The organism is Peribacillus sp. FSL P2-0133, from assembly GCF_037975445.1.
In the GTDB taxonomy this organism is placed as follows: Bacteria; Bacillota; Bacilli; order Bacillales; family DSM-1321; genus Peribacillus; species Peribacillus simplex_E.
The window spans coordinates 2,253,433-2,266,892 of sequence record NZ_CP150254.1; the positions used below are offsets into that span (position 1 = coordinate 2,253,433).

The 13,460-nt window shown below is 38.8% G+C and carries 10 protein-coding genes; 9 read left to right on the forward strand and 1 reads right to left on the reverse strand.

The window, feature by feature from the left end:
* The first annotated feature begins 12 nt into the window (after positions 1 to 12).
* From MKY17_RS10820 to MKY17_RS10835, 4 genes are all read left to right on the forward strand, one after another.
* Positions 13 to 1,497: an amino acid permease gene (locus MKY17_RS10820; protein ID WP_098373154.1), complete on the forward strand. Its 1,485-nt coding sequence runs from the start codon at positions 13 to 15 to the stop codon at positions 1,495 to 1,497.
* 153 nt (positions 1,498 to 1,650) lie between these two features.
* On the forward strand, positions 1,651 to 2,481 hold the full coding sequence (locus MKY17_RS10825) for a GNAT family N-acetyltransferase (protein WP_098373153.1): 831 nt from the start codon (positions 1,651 to 1,653) through the stop codon (positions 2,479 to 2,481).
* 112 nt (positions 2,482 to 2,593) lie between these two features.
* Positions 2,594 to 3,709 (forward strand): o-succinylbenzoate synthase, encoded by a 1,116-nt coding sequence (gene menC / locus MKY17_RS10830; RefSeq protein WP_098373152.1) that lies wholly within the window; start codon positions 2,594 to 2,596, stop codon positions 3,707 to 3,709.
* A 244-nt stretch (positions 3,710 to 3,953) separates the two neighbouring features.
* Positions 3,954 to 4,124, forward strand: coding sequence for an HAD hydrolase-like protein (locus MKY17_RS10835; protein WP_098373201.1), 171 nt, complete (start codon positions 3,954 to 3,956; stop codon positions 4,122 to 4,124).
* Positions 4,125 to 4,284: 160 nt separating this feature from the next.
* Here the strand turns inward: MKY17_RS10835 and MKY17_RS10840 are convergent, their stop codons facing one another.
* Positions 4,285 to 4,491: a hypothetical protein gene (locus MKY17_RS10840; protein WP_098373151.1), complete on the reverse strand. Its 207-nt coding sequence runs from the start codon at positions 4,489 to 4,491 to the stop codon at positions 4,285 to 4,287.
* 749 nt (positions 4,492 to 5,240) lie between these two features.
* Here MKY17_RS10840 and MKY17_RS10845 point away from each other — a divergent pair.
* The 5 genes from MKY17_RS10845 (at position 5,241) to gltS (ending at position 13,144) form a co-directional block, all read left to right on the forward strand.
* Positions 5,241 to 6,593, forward strand: a complete 1,353-nt coding sequence (locus MKY17_RS10845) for a TrkH family potassium uptake protein (protein WP_098373149.1) — start codon at positions 5,241 to 5,243, stop codon at positions 6,591 to 6,593.
* Between the two features lie 692 nt (positions 6,594 to 7,285).
* Positions 7,286 to 9,259 carry a transporter substrate-binding domain-containing protein gene (locus tag MKY17_RS10850; RefSeq protein WP_179891169.1) on the forward strand — a complete coding sequence of 658 codons (1,974 nt, stop codon included), beginning with the start codon at positions 7,286 to 7,288 and terminating at the stop codon, positions 9,257 to 9,259.
* A 19-nt stretch (positions 9,260 to 9,278) separates the two neighbouring features.
* Entirely contained in the window at positions 9,279 to 10,634 is a 1,356-nt protein-coding gene (locus MKY17_RS10855) for a sigma-54 dependent transcriptional regulator (RefSeq protein ID WP_098373147.1), read from the forward strand.
* Positions 10,635 to 11,000: 366 nt separating this feature from the next.
* On the forward strand, positions 11,001 to 11,945 hold the full coding sequence (hutG, locus tag MKY17_RS10860) for a formimidoylglutamase (protein ID WP_098373146.1): 945 nt from the start codon (positions 11,001 to 11,003) through the stop codon (positions 11,943 to 11,945).
* Positions 11,946 to 11,950: 5 nt separating this feature from the next.
* Positions 11,951 to 13,144 carry a sodium/glutamate symporter gene (gene gltS, locus MKY17_RS10865; protein WP_098373145.1) on the forward strand — a complete coding sequence of 398 codons (1,194 nt, stop codon included), beginning with the start codon at positions 11,951 to 11,953 and terminating at the stop codon, positions 13,142 to 13,144.
* The last annotated feature ends 316 nt before the right edge of the window (positions 13,145 to 13,460 follow it).

Sequence of the window (13,460 nt, forward strand, 5' to 3'; positions counted from 1 at the left end):
AAGAGGTGTTTCATGAAAAATACCGCACTCGCATCACAAACGGATGTCCAAGCAGCTTCTGATGGAAAACAGCTGGAGCGCAAGCTCAAACCAAGGCATCTTTCCATGATTGCAATCGGCGGAACCATCGGAACGGGACTATTTTTAGCGAGCGGTTCCATCATTCATACCGCGGGTCCTGGAGGAGCTGTAGCTGCCTATATAATTGCCGGGATCATGGTTTTCTTTCTGATGACAAGCTTAGCGGAAATGGCCGCCTTTATTCCTATTACAGGCTCTTTTAGCACATATACATCAAGGTTTGTCGATCCGGCTTTAGGATTTGCGATCGGATGGAACTATTGGTATAACAATGCAATCGTAGTCGCTCTGGAATTAGCAGCTTCCTCCCTGATCATGAAATTTTGGCTGCCTTCTGTCCCGGGCATCATTTGGAGCGCATTATTTCTTGCAATCATATTTGGCCTGAATATCTTATCGGTAAAAGGATATGGAGAATCAGAATTCTGGTTTGCCATTATAAAGGTTTTAACGATTATCATTTTTATAGCAGTAGGATTATTAATGATTTTTGGAATAATGGGCGGTCATGCCGTAGGTTTTGAAAATTTCACCAAAGGGGAAGCACCGTTTAAAGGTGGCTTTTTATCCATAATAAGTGTCTTTATGGTGGTTGGATTTGCTTTTCAAGGCACTGAGTTAGTAGGAATTGCGGCAGGCGAGAGTGAAAACCCGAGAAAAAATATTCCCAAGGCTATTAAGCAAATCTTCTGGAGACTGCTCTTGTTTTATGTATTGGCGATCATTGTGATTGGATTTTTAATCAGCTATGACGATCCGCGTTTGTTAAGCTCGGATATTGAAGATATTGCGGTAAGTCCCTTCACATTAGTTTTTCAAAACGCAGGGCTTGCCATAGCTGCCTCCGTTATGAATGTGGTCATTCTTACTTCTGTTCTTTCAGCAGGCAATTCCGCTATGTACGGAGCTTCTCGCGTCCTTTGGGTGCTGGCGAAAGAAGGAAAAGCCCCTTCGTTTCTAAAAAAAGTGAATGCAGGCGGCATTCCAGTGAACGCTGTGTATTTTTCTACCATCGTTGGGATGGCAGCCTTTCTAACCTCTCTTTTCGGTGAAGGCACTATTTATACTTGGTTATTAAATGCTGCAGGTTTATCTGGTTTTATATCCTGGTTAGGAATTTCGATAACACATTATCGTTTCCGGAAGGCGTTTATTGCACAAGGAAGAGATTTGAAAGAATTGCCTTATGTTTCAAAATGGTATCCATTCGGTCCGATATTAGCCACAATTTTATGTGTTACAGCTATCCTGGGACAAAATTACTCTGCTTTTTTCGGCCCTGAGATTGACTGGTATGGAATTTTAATTTCTTATATCGGGCTTCCTTTATTTCTCCTGGCTTTTCTAGGCTATAAAATCGTAAAGCGAACAAAAAGGATTCCATTGCAAGAAGCTGATTTCAGTAGTCAGGAATGACTTCTTTGTCAAAAAGATAGGGAAGTACTACATTTTATATTAAATAAGGGGTTAAGTGCCTAGCCCGACAAGCGAACAGCCGTTTAACTAACTTGACCAGCTTATGGTTGTTTGGGCAATAAAGGCGCTTAGGCTTTTCTTAGGAGGTTGACCATGACGAAACCACAGGAAATTGTAATTCGTTCCCTTCATCGAATTGAAGAACTTGAGGAGGTAAGAAAGCTAGAATCTAACATTTGGGGAGATACTGATTCAATCCCCTCACACCAAACCATAACAGCAGTGAAAAACGGTGGTTTGGTTTTAGGAGCTTATTGCGAGGGTCAGCTGATTGGATTTCAATACAGCTTTCCGGGTTTTAATGGTAAATCAGCCTATCTTTGTTCACATATTCTAGGCATAGATGAGCAATTTCGCAACAAAGGTATAGGGGAGAAGTTAAAGTTAGCCCAACGTGAGGAAGCGTTAAAGCTCGGCTATTCCCTTATTACCTGGACTTACGATCCTTTAGAAAGTATTAATGGGTATTTGAATATAGCCAAGCTTGGTGGGGGATGTTCCACATATATCGCAAACTGCTATGGAGAAATGGAAGACCTTTTAAACAGTGGAGTTCCTTCTGACCGCTTTCTTGTCGAATGGCATATTGATAAAAAAAAGACAACGGATTCTAGTGGTCGGGGAATTCCACTGGATGTTGTGATAGAAAACTCGCTTATTCAATGGGAGACCATTGAAAAGGGATTGCCTGTTCCATCTTTCACTCTTCCGCTGCCTGAACAAAAATGTGATACAGCTTTTGTGGCCATTCCAAAGGACTTCCGGACAATAAGGGTCACAAATAGTCAAGCAGCCAATGAATGGCGGATGAAAACCAGGGACATATTTACCGATTTATTTCAGCAAGGATGGGAGGTAACAGATTTTATAAAGAATTCCATGACAGAAATTCCCCTTCAGTTTTATGTGCTAACAAAGAAATAAGCAGGTAGATTTTAATAAGAGCCCGTAATTTCAGGCTGCTGTCAGCCTATTTAATAAAAAATTGGTAAGACTGTGTCTTTTAACAGTTTTATCACAAAAGGAGAATTTCCAAGTGAAAATTAAACAAGTTATCCTAAGGCATCTTAAGCTAGACTTGCTTGAACCTTTTACAACTAGCTTTGGGACGGAATACAATAGGGATTTTATCCTTGTAGAAGCAAAAAGCGATGATGGCATTTCCGGTTGGGCTGAATCGGTTGCGATGCTCGATCCTCTGTATAATGAAGAGACCTTAAAAACAAACTGGCATATACTCGAGGATTATCTAATTCCAATTATTCTTAAAAATGAAATCAAGCATCCGGATGAACTCTCTGAAAAATATTTCTCCCATATTCGCGGTAATTATATGGCAAAAGCAGCTTTAGAAGGTGCTATTTGGGATCTGTATGCGAAAAAGCAAGATGCCTCTCTCTCAAGTGTGTTAGGTGGAACAAAAAAGGAAATTGAAGTGGGGGTAAGCATCGGGATAAAGGACTCGATCGATTCGACCCTAGATATGATTGAAGCACGTCTCGGTGAAGGCTATAAACGCTTTAAACTAAAAATCAAACCGGGCTGGGATGTTGAATTAATAGACAAGGTCCGAAAAGTATATCCTGAAATCCCGCTCATGGCAGATGCAAATTCAGCTTATACCCTACAAGATATAGACCGGTTATCCGCCTTGGATGATTTTAATTTAATGATGATTGAACAGCCGCTTGCCTATAACGATATCATTGACCATGCAGATTTACAGTCAAGGTTAAAAACACCTATATGCCTGGATGAAAGCATTCACTCATTGGAGGATGCTAGAAAAGCTATTAAATTAGGCAGTTGTAAAATTATTAATATTAAGATTGGCCGCGTCGGGGGCTTGACTGAAGCTAAGAAGATTCATGATTTATGTCTTAAACATAAAATTCCGCTATGGTGTGGGGGGATGCTGGAATCAGGCATTGGAAGAGCGCATAATATTGCCATCACTTCCCTGCCAAACTTTACCCTTCCTGGAGATACCGCAGCTTCTTCCCTCTACTGGGCAGAAGATATTATTGACCCTGAAGTTACGGTAGAAAACGGAATGATCATGGTTCCAGAATTGCCCGGAATTGGCTATGAACCAAGCGTGGAAAAAATCGATAGTTATACTATACACAGTCAAACCTATAATTTAAGTTAGAATAGGGTTGAAGAAACGTCTAGTGTAGTTCATTACTCCACAATTATTCAATATCTATTCTCCTTATTGCAAAGGCCTGATCCCAAAAGGGAAGCAGGCCTTGAATGTTTCGGTTTCTTATTTCATCCACTCGGGTGTTCGGAAGCAAAAAAAATGGCTATCAGTATTCTCCGTTTGTAAAAGTACACTTTAACGAACAGTGGAATCCTTCACCAAAACAGCCCTTATTTACATTCGCCAATGTATGAACGATCGGAATCATGACATTATTGGTGCGAGGAATGCAGGAATCGATTCAATAGCTGTAGCATACGGTTATGGTTCAGTTGAAGAGTTGAAAAATGCTGAACCAACGTTTCTCGCCAACAGTGTTGAAGAGATTGAAGGGATTTTAAATGTTTCATTTGTAAAGTAAGTAGTTAGTATCCAAAGGGGTAATTTACGTAGCCTGTCCAGATTAGTGTAGACGCACCAGACATCCACCAGTGCAATCGTAATCCCCTTTATTATCCAATTTTTTTGAAGGAATCAAAGCTTCAAATTATTCTTCCAAAGAGTAGAGATAGTTTTCTTCACTACCATAACCAGCGTCTGCAATGACGTTTTTTGGGATGGGTAATGATGTGTTTTTCAGCGCCCTCTATATGGGGCTTAAAACAACGTGTATCGGTTGGAAGTTGATGCACCGTATAAAAAAGAACGAATTGATTTTCAATTGCCATTTGAATAGTATAACCAGGTTTTAGTTGCCCCTTATTAATCTGATCTTCTTTCATTCGCATAAACGTCGCATCCGGATCGGTTTTTGAATAACTATTTCGATCGCTAAATAGAGAGTTTTGTTGTTTGTATTTCACTAATCGTGGGCCGAAGTCTTCGCGCAATAATTGCAATAGTTTCTTAACCGGAATGAGTGCTCTTCGCTTTTCATCTGAACATCTTCTTCATGTTGGATGTCATTGCTTTCTTTTGCTACTTTCTTTACTAATGTTTCTTCTGCCTGAACTAGTTTTTTTTCTGCCGTTAGGCAGGGATGAGCAAATTTTAAAAGGATAATTAAAATGAAACGCACCAGAACCACTTTTGATGAAATATCATTGACCCAAAGTTTTATATAGTACTCACAATCAGTTTTCAGATGTAATTAGTATACTTCTACCTACAGCTTTCATAATTAGATAAATAAAGACGAAATAGAAAAAGCTCTAGTGGTTAATCTAGGGCTTTTTATTGATCATCTAGCAAACCCTTGCTACATCAAGGTTGTATAAAATCCTGAATAAACGATAAAAAACGACCCCTGATACACATGGGTTTGGCTTTTTTAGCTACTTCCTAAAATTCACTTTATGTAAACTAGATTTGTATAACGTATTCATTCGATCCTTTGAGGTCTTCTTCAACGGGGGGGGGAGTTTAGTTTATTTTCTTAATTTAATGGACAGATTATTATAAGTTGATATTGAGCAATGGTACGTTAATACAAAATTAGGTATAAGTTTGTCAAAAAACATATAGAAGTTGGAGAGAAATGAATAGTAAAATAAAGAACTTAACAAAACGACTATCTGCTGCTCAAATAATTGTTTTTTATTACCTAGTAGCTGTAATGGTTTCAACCATTTTATTGCTGCTACCTATTACTCAAAAGCAGAATGCAGAGCTCGCATTTATTGATGGAGTATTCATTTCTATTAGTGCGGTAACTGTAACAGGATTATCTACGGCAGATGTAAGCCAGCTGCTTAGTGTTCCCGGTACGTTTATTTTTACAATCATCCTCCAGTTTGGTGGAATTGGGATCGTGGCTTTCGGAACAATACTGTGGCTTTCAGGAAAGAAAATAGGACTCAGGGCAAGAATACTCATGACGACAGAACAAAACAGCCCCACTTTTTCCGGGGTTGTTCGGTTCATACGAATGATCTTCTTTTTCTTTGTCATGATTGAGCTATTAGGGGCTGTTGTATTCGGTACATATTTTTTGAAGTATTTCCCAACATGGCAAGAGGCTTATTTGCAGGGTTTCTTCGCCTCTGTGTCTGCTACGACAAATGCTGGTTTTGATATCACAGGAAAATCACTGATTCCGTTCGCAGACGATTATTTTGTTCTGACCCTTAATATAGTACTCTTTATTATCGGATCCCTTGGGTTTCCTGTTTTAATGGAGATAAGTCAGTGGCTCAGGCATAAGGGAAGGATGCCATTCCGGTTCACCTTGTTCACAAAAATTACAACCGTAACTTTTTTCATACTGATCGTAATTGGAGCCATTTTCATCTATCTGTTTGAGTACAGTCATTTCTATTCAGAAAAGACTTGGCATCAATCCTTTGTCCATTCTTTGTTTTATTCGATATCTTCAAGGACTGGCGGAATGGCGATCAGCGACATCAACCAATTTTCAGTACCTACCCTTTTGTTACTGAGTATTTTTATGTTTATAGGGGCATCCCCCAGCAGTGCTGGGGGTGGGATAAGAACCACCACGTTTGCTGTGATGCTGCTTACCATTTACAACTATGCGAAAGGGAACAGAACAATAAAAATATTCAAAAGGGAGATCGATGAGGAAGATATCATCAAGTCATTCATCGTTTTCACAACAGGTATGATACTGTGCAGTGTGGCAGTTGTCATTCTTACATGCATTGAATCTGCCTTTTCCCTAATGGAAATTTTATTCGAAGTTTCCTCTGCTTTTGGCACTGTAGGCCTTTCGCTTGGCATTACACCGGAATTGAGTACTGCTGGGAAGGTCGTAATCATGATTTTAATGTTTATAGGGAAAATCGGGATGTTTACCTTCTTATTCAGTATGGGAGGCAAACCAGTTAAACATGCGTATCACTATCCCAAAGAGCGCATCATTATAGGGTGAAAAATGTACTACTGCAAAGGTATCCAATAATAAAGGATAAAAACGGTAATCAACATACAAAAGTGCAATAACTGTATTGAAAATTCTTTTCTTCTTCAACCAATCTCTACTTATATTGAATAAGCAGCAAAAAGGATCTTTCTGTTTTGAAGATCCTTTTTTAATACCGATAACATCTGATTATGTTAAGCATCCCCTTACAAATAAGGTTTTAGTTGCATTGATGGCAACCTTTTAGCCTTTAAGGCTACTATTTTATCTTTTGGTCTTTTCCCCTTGTTCGTATAAAAGTTCCGAAATGGGAGGTATAGCATTGTTGCTACCGTTCGTAAAAGTACACTTTCACGAACGGTGCGATTTCTTTGCAAAAAGTCAGTTTCAACGTTCGTTTAAGTGAGAAAACAGGTTGTGAACGTTCACGAACTTACATTTACTTTTACGGAAGTTCCGTACGGAATGAACATTATCTAAAACCATTTGCCATTCAAAAAAATCAATTGTAATTCGACTTTCTGCCATGTTTTGAATCTCCTTTTTCCAGGCTTCGTATGAAGTGATCTGGATCCAGGGTTATGAGATGCACTTTAGCTTTTCTTATATACTTTAAGAAGTTATCATGATAGAGTCTTTGTACATTGTATATATACACATTAATGATACAAAACTGTATGTATGGAAAAAGGGGTGAGGCGATGAGAAATTTACATATAACCTGTGCCGTTATAACCGTCTTCCTTTTCTTTTTTGGCTGTTTCTTTCCTTTTGCAGTGCATTCGGAAGCCCAAAAGGTGATACGGGTTGCAGGGGATAATAACTTTCCACCTTTCGAATACTTGAGCGATTCGGGCGTTTATACCGGTTTTAATGTAGATATAATGAACGCCATTTCTATCGAGACTGGCATTAGGTTCGAATACTATCCTATGCCGTGGAACGAGGCAGTACAAGCTATGCGCTCTGGTAGAGTGGATGCGATTCAGGGCATGAAGTACAATCAGGAACGTGAAGAGATTTATGATTTTTCAGCTCCGTATTTCACAAGTTCACAAGGAATTTTTGTGTTGAAAGATAACATGTATATCCGAAAAATTGAAGATCTCAAAGGCCGGAAAGTAGCTGTACAAAAAGGTGATGTTGCAAGCGGTCTATTAAGTAAAGTAGATCGTTTGCAATTGGTGGAAACTAATAATCAACAAGAAGCCGTTCAGTCGTTGATCGACGGAAAAGTGGATGCTTTCATTGGAAATCGGATTACGGGTCAATATTTTCTACAGAAAAATGAGCAGCAATCACTCATTAAGATTGTCGGTGAGTCACTTGACACCACAAATTATGCCTTAGCTGTGATGCCAAAAAACAAAGAGTTGCTGACACTATTCAATCAGGCAATTTCTCAAATCAAGAAAGATGGGACGTATGAAAAGATAGAGAAAAAGTGGTTCGGGGAATATATCCTGCCGAATACTCAACGACTACGCAAAACGATGTTGTATTTGGAAATTGGTCTTTTTATTACCTTCATTGTAATTTCTCTCATCTTATGGTGGAATCTCAGCCTTAAACGAGAAGTAGCTAAGCGAACCGAGCAAATTGAGCACGTGAATAAAGACTTGGAAGAGAAGATGCTATTACTTGAGGAAAACATCCATTTTCAGCAGCAAGTATTAAACAGTGCCTACAGTTCGCTTATTACACTGAATCAGCACGGTCTTGTATCAATGATCAATGTTAGGGCTATGGATTATTTGGAGTTGGACGGTAATGTTGTTAGAAAACCTTTTCAGGATCTGCCCATTACCTGTTTTATCCCGGAAAAGGAGATTAAGGCTGCGTTAGAGAGAAAGAGAGTTTTCTTACAAAAGGAAACGGTGTGGTCTCAGAATGCGAGCAAAAAAAGGTATATTACCTACAGCGTGTATCCAATTCAGACTATTGGTGGAGAAAGTGTAGGTGCGGTGTTGAATTTTTTCGATATTACGGAACAAAAACAGCTGGAGAGAAAAGTGGCTCAGGATGACCGCTTGCGTTCATTGGGACAACTTGTGGCGGGTATCGCACATGAGATAAGAAACCCGTTAACGTCGATCCTTACCTATACCCAATTACTGCCGAAAAAATTTGCAAGCGCAGATTTCCGTACGTTCTTTTCCGAACAGGTCACTAGTGAAATTACCAGACTTAATACATTAATTAACGATTTGCTCGATTATTCCCGCCCTAAAAAATCAGAGCCTGTCACGTTTTCGCTGAAGGAGACCATTGAAGGGATTGAGCTATTGCTTAAGCCGAAAATCAAAGAAAAAAACCTGCGTATTGTTCGTGAGTTTGCTGGAGACATTCAGGCAACAGCAGATACACAGCAGATCAAACAAGTGCTGGTGAACGTCATTCTCAATGCCATTCAGGCTTCCAATATAGGGGGAACCCTTAGTTTCCGGGCATATTATCGGGATATGTTCATCGTCGTTGAAATCGAGGATGAAGGCATCGGCATTTCGGAAGAAGACATTGATAAGATCTTTGAACCGTTTTACACCAGGAAACCGAACGGGGTCGGGCTTGGTCTGTCTATTTCGTATCAGCTTGTCAAAGAAAACGATGGTACTATTGAGACAAGAAGTGAAGTAGGAAAGGGAACAGTAGTGACCATTTGTTTACAGCATTAATACAGAAAGGGTGAAGAAGATGCACGATATCATGATTATTGATGATGAGCCAACCATTTGTCAGTCACTTACGTTTGCATTGGAAGACCAGTATCACGTTTATTCGTTTACAGACCCACGTGAAGCGCTTCCACTTCTCGAAAGAGCAGAAATCGCCATCGTTTTGCTGGATTTGAAAATCGGGGAATTCAATGGGATGGAAGTGTTAGAAGAAATCAAGCGCCTCTCCCCCTCGACAGTTGTCATCATGATGACGGCCTATGGTACCATACCATCTTCCGTAGAAGCAATGCGTAAGGGGGCGTTTTCATACGCAACAAAGCCTCTTCATATTGATGAATTGGAAGTGCTGATGCAAAAAGCAGAAGAAGTGTATACGCTTCAGTCCAAAGTGAAATGGCTGAGTGAAGAATTGGATAAGGTGGCAGGTGTGAACGGCCTTATCGGTGAAAGTTTGTCAATGCGCAAAATATTCTCCCTAATCGAAAAAGTGAAGGATATCGATTCTAACATTCTCATAGAAGGGGAAAGTGGAACCGGCAAAGAAGTCGTCGCCAGAACGATCCATAATCAAAGCAAGCGCAGAAACAAAAAGTTTCAGGCAATTAATTGTGCCGCCATTCCGACTCACCTGTTGGAATCAGAATTATTTGGGTACGAAAAGGGCGCATTTACAGGGGCGACACAGCGGAAATATGGACTTTTTGTGTTGGCGGAAGGAGGAACAATCTTTCTTGACGAAATCGGTGAGATGGATTTGGCGCTGCAGGGGAAAATTTTGCGCGTTCTACAAGAGAGAAAGGTAATGCCCGTTGGAGGGATAGAAGAAGTCAGCATCGATGTCCGTATCATTGCTGCGACAAACAGAGACTTGGTCAAAGAAGTAAAAGAAAATCGATTTCGTGAAGATTTATATTACAGATTAAATGTGATTCCGATTCACCTTCCTGCTTTACGTGAACGAAAAGAAGACATTCCGTTGTTGTTGGAATTTTTCATTGCAAAAATCGGTGATAGAATGGGAAAACCTGTAGAAGGAATTTCCCATGAAGCGCTGCAGCTTTTACAGCAATATGACTTCCCAGGAAATATTCGGGAACTGCAGAACGTGATTGAAAGAGCAATTGCGCTTACGAATGAGTCTTATATACAGAAAGCCGATTTACCTTCCGATATCCAAAAAAGTTCGCGCGCATTTTTCGGCAACACTTTAATCCCTGTCTATGTCGGCGAACCGCTTGAGGAAATCGAAAAAAGAGTGATTCTTCATAACCTTGCCGCTTTTAACGGTCATCAAAGGAGGACCGCGCAAACAATTGGCATCGGGGAGAGGACTTTGCGAGACAAGCTGAAGAAATATCGGGAAGAAAAGTAGGCGGAAATTGCCGAGCGGCAATTTCCGCCTACTTTTTATTTTGCATATATCTTAATTATCCACTGTTTTTAAGGCGATGAACCTGGCATGAAACTTGCTTGATTAATATTGCAGTACAACCATTAAGCAGAATGGAGGGAATATAGATATTACACCATAATGGTCTACAGTGCTGGACTGGGAGTTACAGTGCAGAGGAAGCGGGGATGTGCAAAATGCATCAGGTTGTATAAGTCAATAGCCTATCAGCGTTTAACGAAAACTAAAAGGAAAAGCCATTGCACCAGATCTTTTATTATTGTACAACCCGAAATTGATTGGCGATTGCACATATGAAGTATTTTTATTAATGGGGAGGAAAAATAAATGTATGCATTACCAAATATGGAATTATGGAAAGGCAGAACAGATAGTCTAATAGATAAAGATGAATTTAGAATTCATCAAATAGTTAAAGATAATCAAATAACTTCAATAAATCATGCATGTGGAATAATAGGGTTCGCTTGTGATGAGGGCGTACGCAGGAATAAAGGAAGACTTGGAAGCAAAGAAGCTCCCGATGAAATACGTAAATCCTTATCTTCTTTATCTTGGCACGGCCAAGCAGCAGATAGTCTAGTTGATTTCGGAAATGTCATTTGTGAAGATCAACAGTTAGAAGCAGCACAAGCTGAATTAGGAAGTCACGTAGAGAAAATATTAACTAAAAATATGTTTCCTGTTATATTGGGGGGCGGACATGAAACCTTTTATGGTCATTATCTAGGGATTAGGTCGAGTGTAGGACCCAAAGCTAAAATAGGCATCCTTAACATTGATGCTCATTTTGACTTACGCTCATATGAAGAAATTACTTCTTCTGGAACGATGTTTAAACAAATATTAGATCATGATCATCAAGCTAGTTATTTGCCTATTGGTATTCAACGTTATGGAAATACAAAAAAATTATTTGACACTGCAACTTCTCTTGGTTGTTCTTGGATATTGGAAGAAGAATTGGTAGATGGGATTTCTGAGGAAAATGAAAATGAAATTCTGAATTTTATGAATCAACATGATTATATTATTTTAACGCTTTGTATGGATGTTATTAACGCTTCAGAAGCACCAGGTGTTAGTGCACCTTCTTCATTTGGTCTTTCTGGAAAAATGGTTAGGCAGTTAATTCGTAAAATTACTTCACATCCGAAAACTATTTCATTTGATATCTGTGAAGTAAATCCATCATTGGATAATGATAATCGCACTGTAAAACTAGCTGCAAACCTAATAAATGAAGTATTTTTGTGTGTGGAGAGGAGATAGGCAATATGAGCATCGAGATTAATCAAACGATCACTATTTTTTTAGCGGTACTGCTTTTAGCACTAGGCGGGATTATCGTTAAGAATGTCAAAATATTTAAACACTTTTGTATTCCTGCACCTGTTGTAGGGGGATTACTGTTTGCAATAGTCGCTACAAGTCTTAAAACCTTTCTAAACGTAACCATTTCATTAGATACGACACTCCAGGGATTATTTATGTTAACGTTTTTTACGACTGTTGGATTGGGTGCTAGTTTTCAATTAGTAAAAGTCGGCGGTAAATTATTATTAATATATTGGTTGTTATGTGGTTTTCTGGCATTTGCTCAAAATTTAATTGGAATTTCTTTAGCACCGGTTTTTGGGATTGATCCATTAATTGGTATGATGGCAGGAGCAATATCCATGGAAGGTGGCATAGGTGCAGCTACAGCATTTGGTGGTACCATAGAATCGCTAGGAATTCAATCTGCCCAAGCAATTGGAATAGCAGCTGCTACATTAGGATTAGTATTTGGTGGATTAGTTGGAGGTCCAACTGTAAAATATCTAATTAATAAACATAAATTAACACCAAGTAAAAAGGATATTGAAATTCAGGAAAAGAAAGAAATGGAAGACAAAATAGAATTGAATGTAGCTTCATTTATGAAACAAGTATTAATACTAACATTTTGTATGGCTTTAGGTTCATATTTAGGAGAGTTATTTTCGGCGAAGACAGGTTATGTTTTACCGAATTATGTTGGAGCAATGATAGTGGCTGTAATAGTTCGGAATATTTTGGATAAAATAAATGGGAAAATTATCGAAATGCCTAGTATAAATTTTATTGGCGATATTACTTTAGGTATTTTCTTATCAATGGCATTAATGAGTATAAAACTATGGGAAGTTGCTGACCTAGCGTTACCAATTATTTTGATTGTGGTGATACAAGTAATTTTCATTATACTTTTAAGTATATTCATCATGTTTCGCTTTCTTGGCAAAAACTACGATGCGGCAGTTATGGTTGGAGGATTTATCGGACATGGTATAGGGGCTACACCAAATGCTATGGCCAATATGTCAACAATCACCGCTAAATATGGACCTTCAAGTAAAGCGTATTTAATCGTTCCGATAGTGGGTGCATTTCTTATTGATGTATTTGCCATGCCAATTATCATTATAAGTATTAATCTATTTAAATGATAATCTGTTTTTAATAATGGAATGAATTTCATGAATTTGTTTATCGGGGTTATTAATGCAAGATTAAAGTGGATTTGTGCAAAGTCCGATTACAGAATGTTTTTGGTTGTTATACCAAAAACATTCTGTATTAATTTTTTTATATCGAAATTGTCCATGAGTAGGTAATTCTCAATGGTTTTTCTGTATGATTATTAATGCAACAGAACCCCATCAATTTAGGTATGAGCGAGCTTGTGTGTATCGTATCGTTTCACATCCTGATCTAGTAAGAATGAATTTATGCTACGATGATCAGAGACCAGTAGACTTAAGC

What these genes read in the sequence shown, in the direction of transcription:
- gltS (WP_098373145.1), top strand. Translation starts at nt 11,951, where the DNA reads ATGAGCATCGAGATTAATCAAACGATCACTATTTTTTTAGCGGTACTG.
- MKY17_RS10845 (WP_098373149.1), top strand. Translation starts at nt 5,241, where the DNA reads ATGAATAGTAAAATAAAGAACTTAACAAAACGACTATCTGCTGCTCAA.
- MKY17_RS10840 (WP_098373151.1), bottom strand. Translation starts at nt 4,491, where the DNA reads ATGCGAATGAAAGAAGATCAGATTAATAAGGGGCAACTAAAACCTGGT.
- MKY17_RS10855 (WP_098373147.1), top strand. Translation starts at nt 9,279, where the DNA reads ATGCACGATATCATGATTATTGATGATGAGCCAACCATTTGTCAGTCA.
- MKY17_RS10820 (WP_098373154.1), top strand. Translation starts at nt 13, where the DNA reads ATGAAAAATACCGCACTCGCATCACAAACGGATGTCCAAGCAGCTTCT.
- MKY17_RS10825 (WP_098373153.1), top strand. Translation starts at nt 1,651, where the DNA reads ATGACGAAACCACAGGAAATTGTAATTCGTTCCCTTCATCGAATTGAA.
- MKY17_RS10850 (WP_179891169.1), top strand. Translation starts at nt 7,286, where the DNA reads ATGAGAAATTTACATATAACCTGTGCCGTTATAACCGTCTTCCTTTTC.
- hutG (WP_098373146.1), top strand. Translation starts at nt 11,001, where the DNA reads ATGTATGCATTACCAAATATGGAATTATGGAAAGGCAGAACAGATAGT.
- MKY17_RS10835 (WP_098373201.1), top strand. Translation starts at nt 3,954, where the DNA reads ATGAACGATCGGAATCATGACATTATTGGTGCGAGGAATGCAGGAATC.